23 protein-coding genes and 2 pseudogenes are annotated in these 21,931 nt (G+C 63.1%); 10 read left to right on the top strand and 15 right to left on the bottom strand.

Translation table 11 applies throughout. The features are described from left to right. Positions 1–16: 16 nt before the first annotated feature. On the bottom strand, positions 17–313 hold the full coding sequence (locus ACVJ5M_RS19350) for a hypothetical protein (RefSeq protein WP_354097541.1): 297 nt from the start codon (positions 311–313) through the stop codon (positions 17–19). Positions 314–430: 117 nt separating this feature from the next. Beyond that, positions 431–937, bottom strand: a complete 507-nt coding sequence (locus ACVJ5M_RS19355; RefSeq protein ID WP_354097556.1) for a GNAT family N-acetyltransferase — start codon at positions 935–937, stop codon at positions 431–433. 146 nt (positions 938–1,083) lie between these two features. On the opposite strand from ACVJ5M_RS19355, the gene ACVJ5M_RS19360 reads away from it, so the two are divergent. Both ACVJ5M_RS19360 and ACVJ5M_RS19365 read left to right on the top strand, forming a co-directional pair. Beyond that, the gene (locus ACVJ5M_RS19360; RefSeq protein ID WP_063982498.1) at positions 1,084–1,470 is read left to right on the top strand and encodes a COG4315 family predicted lipoprotein; all 387 of its coding nucleotides are present in this window, start codon (positions 1,084–1,086) and stop codon (positions 1,468–1,470) included. Positions 1,471–2,005: 535 nt separating this feature from the next. Continuing rightward, positions 2,006–2,491 (top strand): phasin, encoded by a 486-nt coding sequence (locus ACVJ5M_RS19365; protein ID WP_354100469.1) that lies wholly within the window; start codon positions 2,006–2,008, stop codon positions 2,489–2,491. 292 nt (positions 2,492–2,783) lie between these two features. Here ACVJ5M_RS19365 and ACVJ5M_RS19370 read toward each other — a convergent pair whose 3' ends face one another. The 3 genes from ACVJ5M_RS19370 to ACVJ5M_RS19380 form a co-directional block, all read right to left on the bottom strand. Continuing rightward, a complete protein-coding gene (locus ACVJ5M_RS19370) occupies positions 2,784–3,578 on the bottom strand; it encodes a Crp/Fnr family transcriptional regulator (RefSeq protein ID WP_283016914.1) in 795 nt (264 codons plus the stop codon). A 143-nt stretch (positions 3,579–3,721) separates the two neighbouring features. Beyond that, positions 3,722–4,150: a cupin domain-containing protein gene (locus ACVJ5M_RS19375; RefSeq protein WP_028150261.1), complete on the bottom strand. Its 429-nt coding sequence runs from the start codon at positions 4,148–4,150 to the stop codon at positions 3,722–3,724. Positions 4,151–4,214: 64 nt separating this feature from the next. Then, complete coding sequence (locus tag ACVJ5M_RS19380) at positions 4,215–4,769, bottom strand: PAS domain-containing protein (RefSeq protein WP_041958462.1); 555 nt, start codon at positions 4,767–4,769, stop codon at positions 4,215–4,217. A 466-nt stretch (positions 4,770–5,235) separates the two neighbouring features. On the opposite strand from ACVJ5M_RS19380, the gene ACVJ5M_RS19385 reads away from it, so the two are divergent. Both ACVJ5M_RS19385 and ACVJ5M_RS19390 read left to right on the top strand, forming a co-directional pair. Next, a complete protein-coding gene (locus ACVJ5M_RS19385) occupies positions 5,236–6,042 on the top strand; it encodes a rhomboid family intramembrane serine protease (RefSeq protein WP_071912648.1) in 807 nt (268 codons plus the stop codon). Positions 6,043–6,232: 190 nt separating this feature from the next. After that, entirely contained in the window at positions 6,233–6,661 is a 429-nt protein-coding gene (locus ACVJ5M_RS19390) for a CBS domain-containing protein (protein WP_063982499.1), read from the top strand. Positions 6,662–6,680: 19 nt separating this feature from the next. Here the strand turns inward: ACVJ5M_RS19390 and ACVJ5M_RS19395 are convergent, their stop codons facing one another. Further along, entirely contained in the window at positions 6,681–7,724 is a 1,044-nt protein-coding gene (locus ACVJ5M_RS19395) for a patatin-like phospholipase family protein (RefSeq protein WP_063982500.1), read from the bottom strand. Between the two features lie 244 nt (positions 7,725–7,968). On the opposite strand from ACVJ5M_RS19395, the gene ACVJ5M_RS19400 reads away from it, so the two are divergent. Next, positions 7,969–9,042 (top strand): hypothetical protein, encoded by a 1,074-nt coding sequence (locus tag ACVJ5M_RS19400; protein WP_354097543.1) that lies wholly within the window; start codon positions 7,969–7,971, stop codon positions 9,040–9,042. Between the two features lie 275 nt (positions 9,043–9,317). Here ACVJ5M_RS19400 and ACVJ5M_RS19405 read toward each other — a convergent pair whose 3' ends face one another. Then, entirely contained in the window at positions 9,318–10,211 is an 894-nt protein-coding gene (locus tag ACVJ5M_RS19405; protein WP_354097544.1) for a LysR family transcriptional regulator, read from the bottom strand. Between the two features lie 103 nt (positions 10,212–10,314). On the opposite strand from ACVJ5M_RS19405, the gene ACVJ5M_RS19410 reads away from it, so the two are divergent. Next, the gene (locus ACVJ5M_RS19410) at positions 10,315–11,298 is read left to right on the top strand and encodes an aldo/keto reductase (RefSeq protein ID WP_231142216.1); all 984 of its coding nucleotides are present in this window, start codon (positions 10,315–10,317) and stop codon (positions 11,296–11,298) included. 315 nt (positions 11,299–11,613) lie between these two features. Further along, a complete protein-coding gene (locus tag ACVJ5M_RS19415) occupies positions 11,614–11,805 on the top strand; it encodes a hypothetical protein (protein WP_028150253.1) in 192 nt (63 codons plus the stop codon). A 44-nt stretch (positions 11,806–11,849) separates the two neighbouring features. Here ACVJ5M_RS19415 and ACVJ5M_RS19420 read toward each other — a convergent pair whose 3' ends face one another. After that, complete coding sequence (locus ACVJ5M_RS19420) at positions 11,850–12,842, bottom strand: zinc-dependent alcohol dehydrogenase family protein (protein WP_354100470.1); 993 nt, start codon at positions 12,840–12,842, stop codon at positions 11,850–11,852. Between the two features lie 103 nt (positions 12,843–12,945). On the opposite strand from ACVJ5M_RS19420, the gene ACVJ5M_RS19425 reads away from it, so the two are divergent. Then, positions 12,946–13,794, top strand: a complete 849-nt coding sequence (locus ACVJ5M_RS19425; RefSeq protein ID WP_354100473.1) for a LysR family transcriptional regulator — start codon at positions 12,946–12,948, stop codon at positions 13,792–13,794. A 69-nt stretch (positions 13,795–13,863) separates the two neighbouring features. On the opposite strand, the gene ACVJ5M_RS19430 is transcribed toward ACVJ5M_RS19425, so the two are convergent. After that, complete coding sequence (locus tag ACVJ5M_RS19430) at positions 13,864–14,265, bottom strand: nuclear transport factor 2 family protein (protein ID WP_354097545.1); 402 nt, start codon at positions 14,263–14,265, stop codon at positions 13,864–13,866. Positions 14,266–14,286: 21 nt separating this feature from the next. Next, positions 14,287–15,024, bottom strand: coding sequence for a methanethiol S-methyltransferase (gene mddA, locus ACVJ5M_RS19435; RefSeq protein ID WP_456679374.1), 738 nt, complete (start codon positions 15,022–15,024; stop codon positions 14,287–14,289). On the opposite strand from mddA, the pseudogene ACVJ5M_RS19440 reads away from it, so the two are divergent. Further along, a pseudogene (locus ACVJ5M_RS19440) lies at positions 15,024–16,062 on the top strand (IS110 family RNA-guided transposase). The gene mddA and the pseudogene ACVJ5M_RS19440 overlap by 1 nt on opposite strands. 304 nt (positions 16,063–16,366) lie before the next feature. Here the strand turns inward: ACVJ5M_RS19440 and ACVJ5M_RS19445 are convergent. Then, positions 16,367–16,519, bottom strand: a complete 153-nt coding sequence (locus tag ACVJ5M_RS19445; RefSeq protein WP_354097546.1) for a hypothetical protein — start codon at positions 16,517–16,519, stop codon at positions 16,367–16,369. Positions 16,520–16,824: 305 nt separating this feature from the next. Between ACVJ5M_RS19445 and ACVJ5M_RS19450 the strand changes: the two genes are divergently transcribed. Next, positions 16,825–18,081, top strand: a complete 1,257-nt coding sequence (locus ACVJ5M_RS19450; RefSeq protein ID WP_354100471.1) for a chloride channel protein — start codon at positions 16,825–16,827, stop codon at positions 18,079–18,081. 223 nt (positions 18,082–18,304) lie between these two features. On the opposite strand, the gene ACVJ5M_RS19455 is transcribed toward ACVJ5M_RS19450, so the two are convergent. The 4 genes and pseudogenes from ACVJ5M_RS19455 to ACVJ5M_RS19470 form a co-directional block, all read right to left on the bottom strand. Beyond that, a complete protein-coding gene (locus tag ACVJ5M_RS19455; protein WP_354099196.1) occupies positions 18,305–18,865 on the bottom strand; it encodes a phosphotransferase family protein in 561 nt (186 codons plus the stop codon). Between the two features lie 419 nt (positions 18,866–19,284). Further along, positions 19,285–20,646 (bottom strand): NAD(P)/FAD-dependent oxidoreductase, encoded by a 1,362-nt coding sequence (locus tag ACVJ5M_RS19460; protein WP_354099197.1) that lies wholly within the window; start codon positions 20,644–20,646, stop codon positions 19,285–19,287. 407 nt (positions 20,647–21,053) lie between these two features. After that, a pseudogene (locus tag ACVJ5M_RS19465) lies at positions 21,054–21,164 on the bottom strand (haloalkane dehalogenase); the annotation flags it as partial. Between the two features lie 132 nt (positions 21,165–21,296). Continuing rightward, positions 21,297–21,830, bottom strand: coding sequence for a YkgB family protein (locus ACVJ5M_RS19470; RefSeq protein ID WP_354099198.1), 534 nt, complete (start codon positions 21,828–21,830; stop codon positions 21,297–21,299). Positions 21,831–21,931 lie beyond the last annotated feature (101 nt).

Consider the following 21,931-nt stretch of genomic DNA (forward strand, 5'->3'; position numbering starts at 1 on the left):
AAAGTCAGCTGCGAACTCAGCGGCCACCGCCGCCGCCGCCACCACCTCCGCCGCCGCCGCCACCGCCGGCATCGCGCATCGACGAGCTGTAGCGGGGGTCGGTCTGCTTCATGTAGATGGGCGAGGTGTCGTGAGTGAGGTTGACGCGGCTTCTGCTGCCCGGGGTCGGCGTCTCGACCGGGATACCGCAGCCCTCGAAGAAGGCGGAATCGCAGCCGTAGGTCCGGACCTGCGCCGCGTTGGCACTGGTTGCGCTGAACGCGGCCGCCGCGGCGAATGCAATCAAAGCAACTTTCGACAATGTGAGTTTCATGGAAATTCTCCAGTCTCGGTTAGGCGAGACCAGAACGGCCCGCGCACACCTTCGACGGGGGGTGATCGAAGGCGGTTCGAGGGGACGCTTCACGCCCGCGTGAGCCGGGCGGGGACGTTATGTCGCAGCGAGATCGCGAAGCATGTAGGTCGCGCCTTCGCCATAGGAGGCGAGCTTTGCGCGCGCCTCCGCATCCGCCGCGACGGGCCGGAAGCCGAGACGCTCCCATAACGGCCGCGTGGCGTAGACCGAGACCAGCGCGAGCGTTGTGATGTGTGATGCGCGCGCCAGCTTCTCGATATCGGCAATATAATCGCGCGCGACGCCACCGCGGAAATCGGGCAGCACGGCGACGTCGTGCACGTAGAGACAATCCGCATCATCGGGCAATTGTTGCAGGAAGCCGTTGAGCGGCGGAATCCGGTGCTGCTTCCACGGATGCGCGAGTCCGTAGCCGGCGATCTCTTCGTCGGCGATGAGCAGTCGGCAGCCATCGGGATAGAGTCGCATCTTCTCCGCGAACACGTCGGGACTCTCAGGGAGATCGGGATGGATCCGCGCTGCGATCGCGCTGATCGCGACCAGGTCGGCGGCGCGCGCGGGACGCCAATGCGGCTTGCTCATGTCGGTCCGTTGGTCGGTCTCACCCATTCAGTTTATTCCGTCGCGACGATGCGCGCAGCGAAAAATATCTTTGCCGCCGTCCCAGGAATACGAAGCGTTGCGCGGCGTCCTACCCCATGCAAGCCAATTGCATGACAGGAGAACCCATGACGTCCTCGATCCGCCTCGCGCTCACGCTCGCCGTATCGCTCGCCATCATCCCCGCTGCCTTCGCCGCGCCGCCGACCAAGACCGGCAAGTCCGACAAGGGCAACGTGCTCACCGACGCCAAGGGCATGACGCTCTACACCTTCGACAAGGATGCGGACGGCAAGTCGGCCTGCAACGGACCGTGTGCGACAAACTGGCCGGTGCTGAAGGCCGAGGCGAGCGATGCCGCGGCCGACGGCTACACCGTCATCACGCGCGACGACGGATCCAGGCAGTGGGCTTACAAGGGCAAGCCGCTCTACACCTTCGCCAAGGACCAGAAGCCCGGCGACATCACCGGCGACGGCTTTCTGAACGGCGCCTGGCATCTGGCGATGCCGTGAGCGGACAATCCGCCGCGGGAATGCGAGGTGGTGTCTGACATTGACGAGATGCCACCGGTCTCGTGCCTCGGACGCAGCGCAACGCCGCGTTGGCGATGCGACGTATCGTTCAATGCGGTGCGCTGCGGAGCGGCTCCAGCAACTCGCTGTCAATTAGTGACAGGGCGCCATCTGGAAGCGGCCGAATCCTCGCCGCGCCCCAGCGGAAGGCCACCGGCGCCGGCGTCTCCGAACCGCTTGCCGGACTGATCTCAAGTTGGCGGAGGTAATCGCGACAACTTCGAAGAAGTAAAAACGCCGCCCGTGGCGCGCCGTCGCTTGAATCGAATTTATTCAAGTCGAGAGTCCGAAAGCGAACCGAAGGCCCGATTTTGGTTGGTCATAGTTGGTTCCGGCAGGGGGCGAAAGCGGCATATCGGCAGCAGCATCCCTCCATTTGAGAGTAGGGGCACTGGTTTCCCGGTGCGGTCCGCACCTGGGAGCTTCTGGGAGTCTTCAATCCATTATCTGGTTTCGCGTGAGGGGATGAACGACCATGAATGACGCCAATCTGAAAGCCGGGACGAACGCCACTGCACTGAACGGGACGGCGAATGGCGGTGCAATGCCCAGGTTCGACCTGCCGTTTTTCAACTTCCAGGCGATCTTCGGCGATCTCGCCGAACAGGGCGCCGCCCGGGCCAAGGCAAATTTAGAGCGGATGAAGGCGGCTTCCGAGGAGATCACCGAAGCGCTCCGCGAAGCCTGTTCGACCAATGCCACGCGTGCCGCCGATTACGGCACCAAGGTCATCGAAATATCAAACATCAATACCAGCTCCGCGCTGGAGTTCATGTCCCAGCTTGCGGATGCGAGGTCGTTTGCGGATGTCGTGAACCTCTCCACCACCCACAGCCGCAAGACCTTTGAAGCGGCTTCTCGCCAAAACCGGGAGCTTTGGGACCTCGCCCAGAAGGTCGCAACCGAGACGGCCGAGCCGATCAAGAAGAGTTTCAACCTGGTTCTGCATAGGGCTGCTTGAATCGAGGCTACTGGCCGCGTGGATCGGCTGGACGAGCGTCTTCGCCAGAAGAGACGCGGTCCGGCCGAGGCGGCGAGGCCTTGCCGTGAGAAGCCTTGCCGTGAGGTGATGCCAAGCTGGAGGAAGTCAGGATGGGTATGGTGATGATCAAGTGCCCGGAAACGGGCCACGCCATTCCGACGGGCATCGAGATAGATCGCGAAAGATTTCGGTGCAGTACGGTGTTCTTTTCGCGCACATATTGCGGGATGTGCGCGGCGACGCATGAGTGGTTCGCCCGAGAGGCCTGGGTCTATGAATCGGTCTTGGCGAACGGGAAGTCCGGGGGCGGGCAGCCGTTCCGCGCGGGCGCGGTGTGAAGCCGCCTGACAGCATCCTGCGAAACGATCCGATCGATCCTGCGGCTCATCACCTTGTAGCACTCGCAGGCGACGACCTCGAGCCGGGGCCGATCGATCTCGAGTTGGCCGCGCCGACTGGATTTCAGGGCCCTTGAGGTTCGAAGTGCGCTCACGACGTGCGTGACGGTGGTCCGCCGGACGCCGAGCAATTCCGACAACGTCTCTTGCGTCAGGTGCAGGACGTCACCACTGCCCTCCGTCCGATCGTGAATGTGAAGCAGCCAGCGGGCGAGGCGGGCCTCGACGGAGTGCAGGGCATTGCAGGCCGCGACGTGCAGGAATTGCGTCATCATCGCCCTGGTCACAATCTGAACCGCGCTTGCGAGGGCGGGACTGCGTTCGAGCGTCGCTTGAAATCGCGCGGGCGAGATCTGCAGTGCGGTCCCGGCCACGCGGACAACCGCCGTCAGGGGGGATCGGACGGGGCCGAGCGCCGTCATGAGGCCGACGACGCCGTCGTTGCCGATCACGGCGGTTGCGGCCGTTTGTCCGTTCGGCAACTCCATGATGAGGGCGATCGCGCCGCTGCACGGGAAGCAAAGGTGCTCGACCCGGTCCCCCGATCGAACCAGGACTGCATCGTGCTGGAGCGGTACTTTCCGGAGATACGGTGCAAGCAAAGCGAAGTCGGCCGGCGGTAATGCAGCTAACAGGCGATTACCAACTCTGGTCGCGTGCTCCATCACGGGGAATCGTCCCTCGACGGAGGCCCGGCGGCGAGCAAACGCATCGTCTCCGGCCGAGCCGCGTTGCCGTGCAGGCATATGCCCGGCAAACAGCTAAACGTCCTGCAGCAGGTAAGGTTCCAATGATGGATCGCGAGCCTGGCTCACGCTGCCGGCGCGGGCACCAGTCCGTAGCGCAGCATCGTCTCTTTCATCTTTGCGGGATCGGGTGGCGCGCCGGCCGACAGGAGTGCGGCCATCTCCGTGAAATATTGCGGGCCCAGCACCCCGGGGCTCAGGATGCACAGGCATGTTGCCGGTCCCGTCGAACGGTTGGTGAAGCCGTGCACGATGCCGCGCTTGATGAAGACCGATTCTCCGGGGCCGAGATCGTTCTGCTTGCCGTCGATCGTCCAGGTCGATACGCCGGACAGCCCGTAGATGGTTTCGTCCCAGCGGTCGTGATAATGCGGGATCGGCATCCGCGCATTCGGCTGGAGCGTCATTTCGAAGATGTCGACGCTGCCGCCGGTGTCGTCCTTGCTGTGCAGGAAGCGGAGCTGAAGCGTACCGAAACTGATGATGTCGGACATGGCTGTGTCATCCCGGTGAGAGACCGTATCGAGGTCGCGGCGTTCGCCCTCGTCGAAACGAAAACTACCTCAGCCCCTCATACACCATCAGCCCGCGTGCGATCTGCAATTTGCGGATTGCGCGCGGCAGCAGCTTCTCCGGCTGATGCAGATAGCGCCAGGAGGTGAGGGCGAATGCGGACAATGCGCCGCATTCGTCGTTGAATGGTGCGAGCACGCCGGTGACACTCACCGGCGTATGCGGGCGGGCGTTGAAGGGCAGCAGCAGCAGCTCGAGATGCGCCTTGCTGCCATCCTCGCGCGCGGCGGTGACGCCGGCGATCGCACCTAACGTCTCGTCGGCGACGATGGTGGTGATCTCCTCGATCTCGCTGCGGCTGGCCTCGGTGAACAGCGCAGCAAAGCTCTGGTCCTTGAGGTCGAGCCCCGCGAGCGCGCAGACGCGCGTGCCGGCGACGCGGAACGGGAAGCCGAGGTTTTGTTCGCAGGACAGCACGAAGATGTCGCCGAGCAGGCCGCGGACCGCGGCCGGATCGATATCGGCCCGATCAGGGGCCCGCGCAGTGCCGCGCTTCTTGTCCCAATACGCGAAGAACGCGCGGCTCGACGGATGTTTCATGACTGAACGCTTACCCCGGGGCGCTAGCTCGCGGGACAAACCTGTCCCGCTTCAGTGCACCCGCGATCCCTTTCGTTGTTGTGCAGGAGGGGATTTGCAGCGTCCATGCCGTGGAGGCGTTTTCGGGCCTCCGGAGGCTGTCTTTGCGTCGTTAACGTTAAATTAACTATGCGCTTTCCGTCCGGCGCCCCGCTGCTATGGTGATCGCGGTCGCAAGCCTTGCCGCTTTCATCCAGGTTCTCGGCGGGGCCTGTACACGGGCGTCAAACAGTTTGGTCACGGGCCGCGGGGAGGGGTGGGGATACACCTTATTCCTCTGGGTACCGGAAGACCGACACGGACAGGCAGGGCTTTCCCAGGGCCCTGCCTTTTCCTTTTGTGCACTTGCGCAAGGCCGGCAAAGGCGACTATCTCCAAGGCTGTCGTTAAGCCTGTCGCTCCGATCGCGCCTGAAAGCGAAGCTGCCTTGGATTCCCCGCAAGATTCTCCGCCGGAGCTGCCGGCCGTTGTCGAGGAAGCTCCGCGCGAGCCGATCCTGACGCTGCCGGTCGCGCTGACCGCCTATATCCTCCTTTTGGCGGTGATCCATCTGCGGGTGCTGCTGCCGCCGGAGCTCGAGAACTGGACCATCGACGTCTTCGGCTTCATCCCGAAACGCTACGATTCCTCGCTGCTCAACCTGCAGATCCCCGGCGGGGCCGGCGCCAAGGTCTGGACCTTCGTCACCTATTCGCTGCTGCACGCCAATCTGACACATCTCGGCTTCAATGTGCTGTGGCTGCTGCCGTTCGGCAGCGCGCTGGCGCGGCGCTTCGGCGCGATCAGGTTCTTCCTGTTTCTCGCGGTGACGGCAGCGGCCGGCGCGCTCGCCCATCTCGTCACCCATGAGCACGCGGTGGCGCCGATGATCGGCGCCTCGGCCTCGGTGTCCGGCGCGATGGCGGCGGCGATCCGCTTCGCCTTTGTCCGCGGCAGCTTCCTGTCGTTTAGCCGATCGGACGCCGATACCGCCGCAAGGGTTCCGGCACTGCCACTGTCGCGCGCACTGCGCGACGGTCGGGTGGTCGGCTTCCTCGCCGTTTGGTTCGGCGTCAACATCATCTTCGGCGTCGGCGCGATCGGCGTCGATTCCGAAACCACGAGCGTCGCCTGGCAGGCGCATATCGGCGGCTTCTTCGCGGGCCTTCTGCTGTTCGCGCTGTTCGATCCCGTGCCGCGCGTGCGAAACGATGCTGCGGATGCGTCATCACAGGACATTTCAAACCGCATTTGAAGCGCCGCTTGCGGCGCCGCCCGAATTCATCCATCATTCCCGAGAAGAATGTTCCGAAGCGACAAGCCGCTAGCGGCGATGCTTCGCAAAGCGCCTCAGCGTGCAACCGGCGCCTAAACTGTTAGTTGAAGACTCGACGAACAAGTCCGGTCCGCGAAATGCGGACGGATCCGATTCAGGGAGGCCGACAATGACGGTACGTTCCATTCTCAACACCAAGGGCCACCAGATCATGAGCGTCGAGCCCGACGCCAAGCTGGCTGCCGCGGTCAAACTGCTCGGCGAGAAGAAGATCGGCGCGGTGCTGGTGATGAACCAGAGCCGGCTCGAAGGCATCCTGTCCGAGCGCGACATCGTGCGCGTGATCGGCGAGCGCGGCGCCGGCGCGCTGGAGGAGCCGGTCTCCCAGGTCATGACCCGCAAGGTGGTGACCTGCAAGGAGACCGACACGGTCGCCGAGCTCATGGAGACGATGACCACCGGCAAGTTCCGCCATTTGCCGGTCGTCGACGATGGCAAGGTGGTCGGCCTGATCTCGATCGGCGACATCGTCAAGCGCCGCGTCCAGGAATACGAGACCGAGCAGGAAGCCCTGCGCGACTATATCAAGACGGCCTGAGCGGCCTTACTCGTCGGCCTTATTCGTCTGCCTTGGGCTCGCCCGCCTTGGGCGCGCTGCCCGCGGGCGCTGGCGCGAGCACCTCGATCGCCTCCTGGATCGACTCCAGCGCGCGCTCGGCGGCGCGGGTGCCGTGCGCGATCAGATCCTCGCCGCGGTGGAAGTCGAACCAGCCGAAATGACCGACCCGCGGCGTGATCAGGAGATCGGGCGGATCGCCGGCGAGGCGTGCGCGGGTAATGCGGTCCTGCATGATGTTGAAGGCGTCGACCATCACCGAGGAGATGCCGGGCCGTCCGGCGCCGCCGAAGAACTCGCGCTTCATGGTTTTCTCGGGCGAGAACAATCGCGGAAAGCGCCGCTTCGCCGTGGTTGCCTCGGCCGCCGGCGGGACCGTCTCGGGCACCGCGCCGTGTGAATAGATCGTCGTGGAATGGGTGAAGATGTCGCTGGAAAGATTTGCCGCGATGACGATTTCTGCGCCGAGCGCGCGGGCGGCCGAGACCGGCACCGGATTCACCAGCGCGCCGTCGACCAGCCAGCGGTCACCGATCAGGACGGGCGAGAAGATGCCGGGTAGGGCGTAGGAGGCGCGCATGGCGTCGACCACGCGGCCGCGCGTCAGCCAGATCTCGTGGCCGGTACGGACCTCGGTTGCGACGGCGGCGAACTTGATCGGAAGATCCTCGATCAGGGTCTGGCCGACCGCGTCCTCGAGCCGGGTTGCCAGCTTCTCACCGCCGATCAGGCCGGAGCCGCTCAGTCGGATGTCCAGATAGCCGAGGATGTTGCGCATCCCCTGCAGGCTGCGTCCCCACTCCTGCAGCGTGTCGAGCCGGCCGGCCGCATAGAGGCCGCCGACCACGGCGCCGATCGAGGTGCCGACCACGACGTCAGGCACGATGCCATTGGCGGCCAGGGTTCTGAGGATGCCGATATGGGCAAAGCCGCGCGCCGCGCCACCGCCGAGCGCCAGGCCAATGACCGGCCGTCGCACGCTGCCAAGACCGACCTTCTCTCCATTGGAGCCGTTCGCGCCCCGACCCTTCAAGATATCAAGCACCGAAACCCTCCTACCCCGGGCCAGCCCTCACAGCAGAGTAGGCGCCGTACTTCCGCTCCGCCAGAACGAGGGCAAAGCATGGTTTATACCGTTCGGGAAGCAGGGGGCAGGAGTGTGGCGAGGAGCGGCTGCCTCCCGTTTAATCACGCAGGCGTCAACCGGGTTCCAAAGAACTGTATCCGGCCGTATTCCCCGGGGATTCGGAGGCTTGAATTTGCCGCGTTTTCGGTGAAAAGCAGGTGGCATGACTCTCGGGGGTGACGGCATCATCGGATGGCGGCGCAGCACATCGTTGCTGCCGACGCTGATCCTTGCTGCCTGCCTCTATATCCTTGGCCAAAATGCTGCCCAGGCGCAGCTTTTCTCCGATCGTCCGCCCCCGGTGCCGCCCGCCTCGGTGCCCGACCCCGGCGGCGCCGTCAGCCTCGCGCCCCCCTCAGGCCCGGGTGCTGGGCCGCCGAGCCTGCCGCCGACCCTGCTGCAGCCGAATACGCCCAGCATGCCACCGCCCGCGGTCAGCACCGTGCCGGCGGCCCCGCCGCTCAACGCAGCCGTGCCCGGCCAGGGCGTTCTGTCGCTGACCGCGAAATACGGCAAGGATACACCAGCGATCACCAGCGGCCTGGTCTGGCGCGTGTTTGCCGACCGTCCTGACGAGAACGGCACCTTCAAGCTGATCCGCGAGGATCGGAACGCCACGCCGAACATCGTGCTGCCGCCGGGCAATTACGTCGTGCACGTCGCCTTCGGCCTCGTCAGCGCGGTGCGCACCGTCAGCCTGAAGGCCGAGACCGATCGCGAATCCTTCGTGCTGCCGGCCGGCGGCCTGCGCATTGAGGGGCGCGTCGGCACCAGCCGCATTCCGCAGAACCAGATTTCGTTCGCGATCTACAAGGGCAGCCAGTTCGAGTCCGGCGAGCGCGCCTCGCTGGTGCCGAACGTCGCCGCCGGCGACGTCGTGCTGATCCCGGAGGGCACCTACTACATCATCTCCAATTATGGCGACGCCAATTCGGTGGTGCGCTCGGATATCCGCGTCCAGGCCGGCAAGCTCACCGACGTCACCATCACCCACCGCGCCGCCGTGATCACGCTCAAGCTCGTCAGCGACAGGGGCGGCGAGGCGCTCGCCAACACCGCCTGGTCGGTGCTGACCCCCGGCGGCGACGTCATCAAGGAATCGATCGGCGCCTTCCCGCGCGTCGTGCTCTCCGAAGGCGAATACCGCGCCATCGCCAAGAACGAGGGCAAGGTCTACGAGCGCGGCTTCAACGTCGTCAACGGCGTCGACGGCGAAGTGGAAGTGGTCGCGCGCTAGTCTCGTGTCCCGGACGCGGTGCGGCATGCAATGCCGCTCCGCAGAGCCGGGACCCAGGAAGCCACAAGCACATATCTCGATAGATGGGCCCCGGCTCAGCGGCGCACCGCTGAAGGAGCGCTACGCCGCGTCCGGGGCACGAGAGCGCAGTTTCGACGCGCGGCTGTTTCCCCACCGTCATTGCGAGCGCAGCGAAGCAATCCAGAGTATCTCCGCGGAAAGATTCTGGATTGCTTCGCTGCGCTCGCAATGACAAGGAGGAGGGCCGCGCCCCGTCACTTCCGATACCGCAGCGCCTCCACCAGCACCGCGAACGCCGGCGTCGGCTGCCGACGGCTCGGATAATAGAGGTGATAGCCCGCAAACGGTGCGCACCAGTCGGCGAGCACGCGGATCAGCCGGCCGTCGGCGATCTCGCGCTTCACGAGATCGTCGGGGATATAGGCAAGGCCAAGCCCCGCCAGCACGGCATTCATCCTGAGCAGGCCGGTGTTGAGCACGAGCTGGCCGTCGACCCGCACCTTCATCGCGCGTCCGCGCTTCTCGAACTCCCAGGCATAGATCCCGCCATAGGTCGGCAGGCGGAGGTTGATGCAATTGTGCTCGGTGAGATCCTGCGGCAGCTTCGGCTTGCCCCGCGCGGCGAAATAGGCGGGCGCGCCGACCACGGCCATGCGCATCTCCGGCCCGATCCGCACCGCGATCATGTCCCTGGCGACCTGCTCGCCGAGGCGCACGCCGGCGTCGTAGCGCTCGGCGACGATATCGGTCAGGCCATAGTCGACGACGAGCTCGACCTTGATATCGGGGTAGCGCGGCAGCAGCTTTGCGAGCGCCGGCCACAGCACCGTCTGTGCGGCGTGCTCGCCGGCGGTGATGCGGATGGTGCCCGCCGGCGTCTCGCGGAGCGCGGTCAGCGCCGACAGCTCTGCGTCGATCTCCGCAAAGCGCGGCCCGACATTGCGGAGCAGACGTTCGCCCGCTTCCGTTGGCGCGACGCTGCGGGTGGTGCGGGTGAGCAGCCGCAGGCCGAGCCGTTCCTCCAGGCCGCGCACAGTGTGGCTGAGCGCCGACTGCGACACGCCGAGCTGGGCTGCCGCGCGGGTAAAGCTGCGCTCGCGCGCGACCGCGAGGAAGGCCAGGAGGTCATTGACGTTGGTGCGGGTCATTCATGAATCCATCTCATCAGTACATACCGATTTTATCATCTAATCGCGGGCCGGCGCGTGGCCTAAATTCGCTGCCGAACATGAACTTCAGGGAGAGCTGACGATGCAGATGCGAACATTGGGCAAGAGCGGCCTCGAGGTCTCGGCCCTCGGCCTCGGCTGCATGGGCCTGAGCTACGGTTATGGCCCGGCGACCGAGACGTCGCAGGCGATCGCGCTGATCAGGACCGCGGTCGCGCGCGGTGTGACCTTCTTCGACACCGCCGAGGCCTATGGGCCCTTTGCCAACGAGGAGCTGCTCGGCGAGGCGCTTCAGCCGTTCCGCGACAAGGTCGTGATCGCCACCAAGTTCGGCTTCAAGGGCGGCAAGGTCGAGGCCGGGCTCGACAGTCGGCCCGCCAACGTCAAGGCGGTGGCGGAGGCTGCGCTGAAGCGGCTCAAGACCGATCGCATCGATCTGTTCTACCAGCACCGTGTCGATCCCGACGTGCCGGTCGAGGAGACCGCGGGCGCGGTCAAGGATCTGATCCAGGCCGGCAAGGTGCTGCATTTTGGCTTGTCGGAGGCGGGTGCGCAGACCATTCGCCGCGCCCATGCGGTGCAGCCCGTGACCGCGTTGCAAAGCGAGTATTCGCTGTGGTGGCGCGAGCCGGAGCAGGAGATCCTGCCGACGCTGGAAGAGCTCGGCATCGGCTTCGTTCCGTTCAGCCCGCTCGGCAAGGGTTTTCTCACCGGCGCGATCACCGAGAGCACGACGTTCGATGCGAGCGACTTCCGCAACATCGTGCCGCGCTTCTCATCCAGCGCACGCAAATCCAATCAGACCCTCGTCGATCTGCTTGGCGAGATCGCCGCAATGAAGAAAGCGACGCCGGCGCAGATCGCGTTGGCCTGGCTGCTCGCGCAGAAGCCGTGGATCGTGCCGATCCCCGGCACCACCAAACTGCACCGGCTCGAGGAAAATCTCGGCGCGGCTGCGGTGACGCTGTCGGACGCGGACCTCACTGCAATTGCAGGGGTGCTGTCCAAGGTCGCCGTGCAGGGCGACCGCTATCCTGCGCATCTCCAGGCGCGAGTCGGCCGCTGAGCTGCGGCGTGAATGCCCGGTGAGCGTTCGCTTACCGGGCATACGCGTCTTGTGTTCCAACTTGAATACCTTTGCCAGCGCTACCAAGCAGCGTTGCAAGCAGTGTTGAAGGAAGCGATTAACACCGCCAGCACAGGCTTATTCCGCAAGCGTCGCGACTTCGTCATAGCCGGTGGAAGATACGGATTTCCGATAATCAATTTTATTCTCTTTCCGTCCTGCTGCGCTATATGTCGGGCATCCGTCTAACGGGGGAGGCCGGAGCAGGCGCATGCCTTGCGAGACCGGCAGAAGCAGGGGACCAAGCCCGTCGGCATGTTTGAAGTGATCATCACCAGGCGTAAGCGGTTTGGCTGGCGATGGCAGGTGTGCCAGTCCGGCAAGATATTTGCCGATGGCTTCGAGCGCACCCGGCCGTCCGCCAAATATCATGGCGAGCGCGCACTGTTCTTCCTGTTGTCGCAGGCTTACTTGCGCAATCGCTCAGCGGCGGCCAGCGAGGACTAGCGGCGGGTGCAGCAGACAGCTCCATCCGGGCTACGAGCCTCACCTCAGATGTCGACGACCAGCTTGCCCTTGGCGGCGTGATGCCGGATCAGAGCGTAGGCATCGCCAACACTCTCCAGCGTGAAGCGCCTTGCATCGACCAGCGGCGCGAGCTTGCCGGCTTCAACCAGGCGCGTCGCTTCCGCCATGATCTCACCGTGATGCGCGCGGCCTTCGCCTGATAGCAGCGGCAGCAGCGTGAACACACCGGAATAGCTGGCGGCGCGGAACGACAGCGGCGCAAGCGCGTGCGTGCCCCAGCCCAGCGCGCTCACCACATGGCCAAAACGGCGCATGGCTTCGAAGGAGGCATCGAGCACCTTGCCGCCGACGGTGTCGTAGACGATGTCGAAGCCGCGGCCGCCGGTATGCTCTGCAACGTAAGCTTCGATCGCAGTGCCGCGGTCGATGAACACAGCGCCAAAGCCTTCGATGGTGGCGCGCTGCGCTGCCGAGCCGGTCGCGAACACGTCTGCTCCGATGGCGCGCGCGATTTGGATCGCGACATGGCCGACGCCGCCGGCACCGCCATGAATCAAAACCCTCTGGCCGGCCTTCAGCGCCGCGCGATCGATCAGGCCTTCCCAGGCCGTGATGAAGATCAGCGGCAGGGCGGCCGCTTCGCGCATGCTGAGATTGGCGGGCTTGGGCGCCAGCAGGTCGGCATCGACCGCGGCGAACTCGGCGAGCGATCCCGGCACGCCGCCGACGCCGCCGGTCATGCCATAGACCTCGTCGCCCGGCTTGAACCGCGTCACGTCGCGCCCGGTCTGCTCGACCACGCCGGCGAGATCGATTCCGAGAATGGCGGGTAGCGGATGACGCGCATGTGCTGCCGCGCCGGCATGAATCTTGGTGTCGAGCGGATTGACCCCGCTCGCATGCACCCGCACCAGCACCTCGCGCGGCCCGACCTCGGGCGTGGAGACGGTTGAGAGGCGCAGCGGTGCGTTGTGGGTCTCCAGGATCGCCGCCCGCATCGTCGATTGTCTCGTCATGATCGTCTTGCTCCGTTGTTGGCCTCCAATATGCCCATGAATTTTTGCATGGAAATGCACAAGGATGTACGATGATCGTGCATTTCTGTATGAGGTCATTTCGATGGACTGGAGCGATCTGCGTATCTTCCTGGCGATCGCGCGCGAAGGCACGCTCGGGGCTGCCGCGCGCAAGATCGGCCAGACCCAGCCGACGATGGGGCGGCGGCTTCGCGCGCTCGAAACCGCGCTGGGACAAACGCTGTTCCAGCGCACCGCCGATGGTTTTGTGCTGACCGACGAGGGCGCCGCCGTGCTGCGCCACGCCGAGCGGATCGAGGAGGAGGCGCTCGCGCTTCAGCGCCACGCCTCGGGTGCGGAGACGCAGCTTGACGGCATGCTGCGCCTGTCGTCGTCGGACTGGTTCGGCGCGGTGATGCTGTCGCCGGTGATCGCCGCCTTCGGCAAGCGCCATCCCAAGGTGACCGTCGAGCTCCTGACCGATGCCCGTCTCTACAGCCTGCCGCGGCGCGAGGCCGATCTCGTCTTCCGCATCAAGCCGTTCAGCGAACCCGAGGTGATCTCGAGAAAGCTGCTCCACATTCCCTACGCGCTCTATGGCAGGAAGGGCAGCAAGCCGCCGCGCGCCGGCGACGGAAGCGGCGCCCGCGTCGTCACCATGAATGCCGAATTCGCCGACATGCCAGATGCGATCTGGTTGAAGCGCACGCTGCCGAATGCGGAGATCGCCTCGCGCAGCAACAACCGCCAGGCGCAGGCGGAGCTGTGCGCCGGCGGCGGCGGGTTCGCCGTGCTGCCACGCCCCCTCGGCGACCGCGACCGCCGTCTCGTCGTGCTCGACATCGGCGCAACGCCGCCCGGCCGCGACACCTATGTCGGCTATCACCGCGATCTCCGGCGCCTGGCGCGCCTGCGCGCGCTGCTGGATCTCGTGATCGAACGGTTGGCATGACGGCCTGCAGGGTGGATTAGCCTTTCGGCCGTGCGAAGCGCAGTCGACAGGCGTAACTCACCCTACGGACTAGATTCGCTCGAAACAATCGTAGTTGCGAATCCTGAAGATCAGCCCGTCACGGAATTCGAAGAACTGCGCAAAACGGGCGCGCATAGTGTGGCCGGGAGCAAGCTTGCCGACGCCGACCGCCAGTGTTGCAGTCCAGATCGTCTCCATCACCACGCAATTGCCTGACGCAAGGGCGTTGACGATTTCGAACGATTGCGAGGCAAGGATGTAACGGGATCTGTCGTAAGACGCTCGCAAGTTGATGAAATCGCGCACTGCGCCCTGCGGCAGGAGAAGGTTTGGAAATTCCTCCTGCACGATATCATCGGCATAAAAGGCCTCGACGGTCTGGCGGGGCTTCGCCGCGGCGACTGCCGCGACGAAGGCTTTTGCACGATCGATCAAATCCTGTCCGGTCACGATGGTGCCTTTCCAATCTGTTCAGAAAAGGCCCGGCAACAGCATCGCGACGCGCTCCCGATACTTTCGGTACTCGTCGCCGAAGAGCGCCACCAGATCGCGCTCCTCGAGCCAGATGCCGACGAAGATATAGGCCGTTGTCACTGATGCGAATATCAGGTGTCCGAGCGTCATCACCGGTGTCGACCAGAAGGCGATGATGAACCCCAGATAGATCGGGTGGCGGATGAGGCGATACAGGCCCGGCGACTTGAACTTGACGGGCGCGGTGAGCCGGCCGGCGAAATGGCTGATAACCTGTGTCAAGCCGAACAGTTCGAAATGGCTGATGAGGAATGTGCTGTAGAGCACAATCAGCCAGCCCAGGAACTCGCCCGCAATCACGAGCCCGGCCAAGGCGGGAGACTCGATGTTCCAGATGACCGTCGGAATCGGTTGCCATTGCCAGAACAGCAGCAAGAGCGTCAGGCTTGCCAGCAGCACGTAGCTGGAGCGCTCGATGACCGGCGAAGCGAAGCGCGCGAACAGCCGCTTGAACCCCTGCCGCGCCATGCCGCTATGCTGAACCGCGAAGGTCGATAGCAACAGCAGATTGATGGCGAGCGCGTTGGTTAGCGAGGTCGGCGCGCCGGTGTCGATGGTCTTGGGCACGATATATTGCGTGACGAAGCCGATGGCATAGAGGAACGTGCCCAGAAAGATCGGAGTGCCATGGATATGGGAGCTACTAGAGCTCCCACGATCTTGAGGAGCTACCAATGCAGATGATTACGACAATCGGACTGGACATTGCCAAGTCGGTTTTTCAGGTTCACGGCATTGACGCTGCTGGACAGGTGGTGATCCGTCGCCAGCTAAAGCGCCGTTTCGTGCTGTCGTTCTTTGAGAAGTTGCCGTCATGCCTGGTTGGGATTGAGGCTTGCGCGTCTTCCCACTATTGGTCCCGCGAGTTGCAGGCGTTGGGGCATACGGTGCGATTAATGCCGCCGGCCCATGTGAAGCCCTACGTCAAGCGGCAGAAGAACGACGCCACGGACGCGGAGGCGATCTGCGAAGCGGTCGCCAGACCCAACATGCGGTTTGTGCCGACCAAGACGGTCGAGCAGCAGAGCTGCCTGATGCTTCACCGCGCCCGCCATCTCTTCATCTTCACTCCGCCAGCAGACGGCCGTCATCAACTCGATCCGGGCCTATCTTGCCGAGTTCGGGATCGTCGCCCCCGTCGGACGCAGAGGTGTCGAGCAACTTCTGGAAGTCGTAGCCGATACAGCTGACTCCCGGCTCCCGGAAGTGGCCCGCGCCTGCATTACGGCACTCGGCGCTCAGTTGCGAGCGCTGAAGGCCCAAATCCTGGAGTTCGACCGACGCATCATCGCCTGGCATCGATCAAGCGCGACGAGCAAACGGCTGGACGCGATCCCCGGCGTCGGGCCGGCGTTGGCAACAGCCTTGGTCGCCAGCATTGCGGATCCCAAGGCTTTCCGATCGGGACGGGACTTCTCGGCCTGGGTCGGGCTCGTGCCGAAGCAGAAGTCCAGTGGTGGCAAGGACAGGCTTGGCAGCATCAGCAAGCAAGGCGACCGCTATTTGCGCAGCCTGTTTACCGCTGACGCACTCGCCGTAATCCGCTACGCCAAGATCCATGGCACCGGGCATCGGCCCTGGCTTACGGGACTGCTGGCGCGGCGACCGACCAAGGTTGCCGCCATCGCGCTCGCCAACAAGCTCGCCAGGATGGCCTGGGCTATGATGGCCAGGAACGAGCGCTACCAGGAACCGGCCGCGCTGGCGGCCTAAACGACATCGCGCCGGACATTCCGGCGTCACGTAACGGTTGGGAGGACGAACAGCACGTAATGCAGTGCCGGTCGATCCGGCGATCAGGACAACCCACTTGGGCCACAGCATCTTCGAATGCGTGCTATTGACCGGGACCTGATCCGCGGAGGGCATTATGGCCAGCGGTCATGTGAGCCGCGCAAACAGGCCGAACACATGGCTGCTCCGACCAATACTGCGACGTGAAGATTCTTCTTGCCAACCCGGAGCCGTCCACAGATGGCCCATTCGAGACATGCAGGTCCGATCTGAAGATATCGGTTTATCCGGTCAGACCGGAAGTCATCACATCGGGGCAAGCCGGCGCGATTGACCCGAAGCCGACCTCGCGCGCTGCCTTGAACTCAGGCATCAGTTCCTTGTGGGGGTTATGGCAGACGGGATCGCCGACCTTGAAGCCGAGCTTCGAGACCAATCCGAAACTTTTGAGAAACTCCACTAAATCGCCACAGTTCAACATAATGGGCGTACACTGCTCAACGGGGCAAGGTCGCCTCAGTCGGCGAGTGCATTCACAGGAGGAAGCGGCTTCGTCGGCTGGATCACGAATTGGTGCGTTCGTGAGAACGCAAGCGCCAGCACCAAAAAGCCTATCGTGACTATGAGCATTCCCCGCATGAGGCGATCTTAAGCCAAATCCAGCTTGAACCGATATGACCGAAGTCTAATGCCGCCTGAATCGGCGGCCTCTAGCCGAGCCCCTTTGCTTCGATCTTGATCATGACGCTCCTCTCGAACCGCCACAAGCGGCTATTCAAAATCACCTCCACGCGATGGCAACGGCGAGCGATCTTCCTGCTCGGCGGGATCGGAGTCGGCGCAGCGGCGGTGGCTCTGGCTCAACTCGCTGATCTCGCGCAGCATGGCTTTACGCTCCTGCTCGCCAAGTCCCGTTACGCCGTGCTGGCGGTGACGCCGCTGGGCTTCATGCTGTCGGCCTATTTGACCATCCGCCTGTTCCCGAACGCCCAGGGCAGTGGAATCCCGCAAGCGATCGCCGCGCGGCATCTGACGGATCAGAGCGAACGCGAGCGTCTTGTCTCAATCCGGATCGCAATCGGCAAGATGGTCCTCACCTTGTTCGGGCTCCTGTGCGGCGCCTCCATCATGTTTGCGCTCGGCTGCTTCTCGCCGCGCCGCAAGCCCGGGCTGATCCTGGCCGGTGCCGCCGCTGGCGTTGCTGCGGCCTTCAACACACCGCTGGCGGGAATCGTCTTCGGTATCGAGGAGATGAGCCGCGCCTTTGAAACCCGCACATCCAGTCTCATTATTGGCGCCGTGATCGCTGCAGGCCTGACGTCGCTCGCACTGGCCGGAAACTACGCCTATTTCGGCAGCAGCGCGGCAGCTCTTGCGCGCGGCGCGGACTGGCTCGCCATTCCGATCTGCGGCGTGGTTGGCGGCCTGGCCGGTGGGCTATTCAGTCGGATCGTCATCACGATGGCTCGCGGTTTCAGGAATCCACTCGGCCGTGCAATCAAGGCTAATCCGCTGTGGTTCGCATTCGCGTCCGGTTTCGCTGTCGCGATCTGCGGCTTGATGTCCGGCGATACGATCTATGGCACGGGCTACTCGCAGGTGAAGACAGCGCTTGATCATGGCTCGCCGCTACCGCAAGATTTCGGCGTCTTCAAGCTTCTGGCGACGACCTTTGCCGCGATTAGCGGCATACCGGGCGGCATTTTCTCCCCGTCTCTTGCCGTCGGTGCCGGCATTGGCAGTAATGTCGCTTCGATCTTCCACGACGCACCGCTCGGTGCGATCATGCTGCTCGGCATGGTATCGTACTTCGCTGGCGTCGTGCAGGCGCCGATCACCGCATTCGTGATCGTGACCGAGATGACCGACAATCACGGCATGGTCGTACCATTGATGGCGGCTGCGCTGATCGCGCATGCAACCTCTCGAATGATTTGCGACGAGGGCATCTATCACGCCCTGGCCAAGGGCTTCATCGAGCGAGTTTCGCCAACCTAGCCGACCGATTGATCCACGAGTTCGGGATTTCGCCGGAAGGTTGCCGATGAGCGATGACAAACCCCTATTATGACTTTCAGTGGCCGTAGGGCGCGCTCGTGGTCGGATACTTGCTCTATCTTCTCTCACTCATTTTCCCTTAGAATGGAGCCCCTTGATGTCGCCAGTCGAGACGGCGCTCTTGACCCAAAGCGGCCCTCTGGGCGGGAGGCGGCGCAGAAGCCTACGTCGATGAGGCCCCTCTCATCGGACTCGAGCCGACGATTTCGAGCAATCCAGCGCGCTCGCTAGGGACACCCTCAGCGAGCTTTGCGGCCGCAAGGTAGGGCATCCAGCGCAGCACGGCATCGCGATCCATATCGCCGAGGCGGCAGTATGCGTCGAGGTAGGGCATGGCAATTTCAGCGGCATGCAATTTGAGCAGCAGGTAGGAACGGCACACATCAGCCGCCGGATCGCCTCGGCGCGCGTCCAGCCAATCAATGATCACCGGGTCCGAAGTGTCACCCAGAATGTTCAATGGATGGAAGTCGCCATGACATAGTCGGTTGCCATCCGGCATATCCACGAGTGTGTCCAGCAGTTCTTGTTTGCGCAGCTTGTCGAGAGGCAAGCTCGCCGCAATGTTGCCCGCAAGTGTGATCTTAAGCCCAGTAAATTGTATTGCTTGGTGACTATGAATTCGTATCTGGAGCTGCACTATGCATTCAAGATATCGGGGAACATCGTCCAGTTTGTCGAACATTTGCTCGGCGAATGACTTTTGAGTCACCCGGTCGAACACCAGTCCCCATCGACCCCCAACATCATGTACGTTCCATACCTTTCGGAGCGGGAAGTCCCAGAGCCTCCACAGCTGCGCTCGTCGCCGCCTCTCGGAATGCCGCTGGCTTTGCCGCGGGCGATTTGTAGAGCTTCATCACCCGAGAGCCCCACTCGAATATCTCGGCTGTGTTGCCAGTTGCAAGCAACCGACCAAGTGCCTCTTCCATTGCGCTCCACCTCCAGCAGTACGCTCCGTTACGATGATGGGCGAGTACATCGTGCGCTGTCGGTGTCCGGAACTGGCCGGTTCGAGACATGCCGGTCCGATGTGACGATGTCCGCTTATCTGGTCAGACCGGAAGTCACCGGTTCAGCGCAAACCGACTCGATTGACACACAGTGGATGTCGCCAAGCACGGGTTGCGCGGTGCATGACGGTTATTGTGCTTGAGCGTCGGGGCCGGCGGGACGAGGCACCGCCGCGCCGTCGACCTTGGCGGCCGCCGGCGACGGGACGCAAGGTGCCGTTTCCGCGACGCCGGAGCCGGCAACCCCCGTAATCAGTCGCGTCCCGCGCTGGAGCGTCAGGTAGTTCCACGCCCAGTTCATCGCCACGATGGTGCGACTGCGGAAGCCGATCAGGTAGTAAATGTGTGCGATGCTCCAGACGAGCCAGCCCAGCAAACCGGTGAGCTTCAGCCAGTGCATTTGCACAATTGCGCTCTTGCGTCCGATCGCCGCGATCGAACCGAGGTGGCGGTAACGAAATGGCGGGAATGACTTCGACTTGTTGCGAGCGATCAGTAGCTTCGCGACATATTTGCCCTGTTGTTTGGCGACCCCCGCGTCGCCGGGCTTCGGCTTGCCATTCGCGCCGAGCATGAGCGCGGCGTCGCCGATGACGAAGATGTTCGGATGGCCGGGGATCGAAAGGTCCGTCTCGACCTTGACGCGGCCGGCGCGATCGTGTTCTGCGCCGAGCCATTCGGCAGCGGGCGTTGCCTTGACGCCGGCAGCCCAAATAATGGTGCGGGATTCGATGCGTTCCGCGCCGATCGACGCGCCGCCGCTATCGCATCCGGTGACGCCCGCTCTAAGACGCACCTCGACTCCAAGCTGCTCGAGCGAACGCCGTGCCGTCTCAGACAGTGACGGGTCGAAGGACGTCAGCAGCCTCGGCGCAGCCTCGATGAGGATGATGCGGGCGACTCGCGGGTCGATGACGCGAAAGTCCGACGCAAGCGCGCGATTGGCGAGTTCCGCGATGGAGCCCGCCATTTCGACGCCGGTCGGGCCGCCGCCCACGACGACGAAATTCAACAGCCGTCGCCGCTCGTCCGCGTCCGGCTCTGTCTCGGCAAGCTCGAAGGCGAGCAGGATCCGGCATCGGATAGATGTGGCGTCGTCAATGGTCTTAAGACCGGGTAAGAACTGCGCCCATTCGTTCCCAAAGTAGTCATGCTCGGCCCCGGTGGCGATGATCAGATCATCAAACGGAATGCGGTGCCCCTCGGCCACTACTTCCTGGCGCGCAACATCCACGCCGGAGACTTTGGCCAAGATGACCTTAACGTTGTCGACATTCCGAAGAAGGCTGCGGATGGGAGAGGCGATGTCGGCTGGTGACAGGCTGGCAGTCGCCACTTGGTACAGCAGCGGCTGGAACAGATGATAATTGTGTTGATCCACGATGGTGACGTTGAGCGGCGACTTCGCCAGACGTTTGGCGGCGCTTAGGCCACCAAATCCGGCTCCGACGATGACGATGCGGCGATGAGCCTCTATCGCGGCCTGAGACATCGCACATTGCTTTTTTGGCGCGAGACTACCGATGACGTTGGTATGACAAAATACCATGCCCTCCCTGAGCCTTGGAAGACACGTATCCGCGAGCGATTCAGCGGATCGCGGCTTCCTTCAAATGAGCAAGTCCTGTCGCCCGCATCTTCGCCTTTCCAAAAGGGCGATGTCGCTTGTTGGCCGATATTGTTGCAAAAAGCCGATTTTCGCAGATGACCAAAATTCTGCGGGCCCTGGGCGGACTTTCGCGTACAAGATGCGAGGGACCGCACGGCCTCACGCAAAATTCACAGGCGACTTCGGTAACGCGATTGCGGTCATACGAATCAGCGATCGCTCGCTGCTTGGTGTTTGCGAAAAATCTTGAGTCCTGCAACTTTCGACTTTTGCAACACAATCTGTAGACGTGGCAATACGTTGCGCCAGAGGTACGAGGAGCTAGGATTGCCGTGTAGCACCACAATGGGGTTGCCCTCTCCCACCTCTACGTAGGCCATCTCTCTACCCAGAATCTGCATGCGCTTTTTTTGGTACGGAAAAGCCGCGGAAATCATACCATCTTCCCTTCCTCATCGAAGTCTGAAATCGCTCGATGCATACAGTTTCGCTCCGCCACTACGGCGGTGTGGATCACGTTTTTCGGGTGTTTCTCAGTTCGTAGCGGACAACGCACTACGCTCTCGGGCCAATGTCGGTTTCTCACGCGCCGCGATCACCCGCTGGACATCCTGCTTCAGCAGGTAGACAGAGACAGTCAGCAAGACGAGATCTTTCAAAAGGAAGGCGGCGACTATTCCCATGGCGGGGAACCCTCCGGCGCCGGGATCCCAGGCGTCAGGAGCGAATGGCAAAATCGTAAAGGTTGCAATGAAGGTGCAGCAAGAACCGAGAGCGCCAAGTACACCCAGTTTCTTGTTCCAATATCCCAGTAGCAGTAGCGAACCAAAGGTCCATTCTGAAGCTCCTAGAAGAACGCTTGTGCCTCCGATCCCCAAGACCGGAATCGTCCAAAAAATAAACGGCCCGTGGGTGATCAATGGAACCAACCCTTTGATCTCGGATTCGAACCATTTGTCGTACCCGAACCACGCGAAGATGATCACCATCGAGGCACGGAGCAGGTGATAGTCGAGATCGCGGCGTAGCAGGCCCGAACGGCCGATCGCATCGACGATAAAATTCATGGTGTTTTCTCCTGTTGACAAAAGGGAAGGGGACATCGCCATGGTGGCACCCCGCCAAGGGGGATAGCTCAGAGAGGGGTACGCTCGCGAATTGCGGCGGC

The organism is Bradyrhizobium sp. S3.7.6, from assembly GCF_054061875.1.

Excerpts from the sequence above, each read along its gene's own strand:
- ACVJ5M_RS19350 (WP_354097541.1), bottom strand. The coding sequence starts at position 313 with ATGAAACTCACATTGTCGAAAGTTGCTTTGATTGCATTCGCCGCGGCG.
- ACVJ5M_RS19355 (WP_354097556.1), bottom strand. The coding sequence starts at position 937 with ATGAGCAAGCCGCATTGGCGTCCCGCGCGCGCCGCCGACCTGGTCGCG.
- ACVJ5M_RS19360 (WP_063982498.1), top strand. The coding sequence starts at position 1,084 with ATGACGTCCTCGATCCGCCTCGCGCTCACGCTCGCCGTATCGCTCGCC.
- ACVJ5M_RS19365 (WP_354100469.1), top strand. The coding sequence starts at position 2,006 with ATGAATGACGCCAATCTGAAAGCCGGGACGAACGCCACTGCACTGAAC.
- ACVJ5M_RS19375 (WP_028150261.1), bottom strand. The coding sequence starts at position 4,150 with ATGTCCGACATCATCAGTTTCGGTACGCTTCAGCTCCGCTTCCTGCAC.
- ACVJ5M_RS19380 (WP_041958462.1), bottom strand. The coding sequence starts at position 4,769 with ATGAAACATCCGTCGAGCCGCGCGTTCTTCGCGTATTGGGACAAGAAG.
- ACVJ5M_RS19390 (WP_063982499.1), top strand. The coding sequence starts at position 6,233 with ATGACGGTACGTTCCATTCTCAACACCAAGGGCCACCAGATCATGAGC.
- ACVJ5M_RS19400 (WP_354097543.1), top strand. The coding sequence starts at position 7,969 with ATGACTCTCGGGGGTGACGGCATCATCGGATGGCGGCGCAGCACATCG.
- ACVJ5M_RS19405 (WP_354097544.1), bottom strand. The coding sequence starts at position 10,211 with ATGACCCGCACCAACGTCAATGACCTCCTGGCCTTCCTCGCGGTCGCG.
- ACVJ5M_RS19410 (WP_231142216.1), top strand. The coding sequence starts at position 10,315 with ATGCAGATGCGAACATTGGGCAAGAGCGGCCTCGAGGTCTCGGCCCTC.
- ACVJ5M_RS19415 (WP_028150253.1), top strand. The coding sequence starts at position 11,614 with ATGTTTGAAGTGATCATCACCAGGCGTAAGCGGTTTGGCTGGCGATGG.
- ACVJ5M_RS19420 (WP_354100470.1), bottom strand. The coding sequence starts at position 12,842 with ATGACGAGACAATCGACGATGCGGGCGGCGATCCTGGAGACCCACAAC.
- ACVJ5M_RS19425 (WP_354100473.1), top strand. The coding sequence starts at position 12,946 with ATGGACTGGAGCGATCTGCGTATCTTCCTGGCGATCGCGCGCGAAGGC.
- ACVJ5M_RS19450 (WP_354100471.1), top strand. The coding sequence starts at position 16,825 with ATGACGCTCCTCTCGAACCGCCACAAGCGGCTATTCAAAATCACCTCC.
- ACVJ5M_RS19460 (WP_354099197.1), bottom strand. The coding sequence starts at position 20,646 with ATGTCTCAGGCCGCGATAGAGGCTCATCGCCGCATCGTCATCGTCGGA.
- ACVJ5M_RS19470 (WP_354099198.1), bottom strand. The coding sequence starts at position 21,830 with ATGAATTTTATCGTCGATGCGATCGGCCGTTCGGGCCTGCTACGCCGC.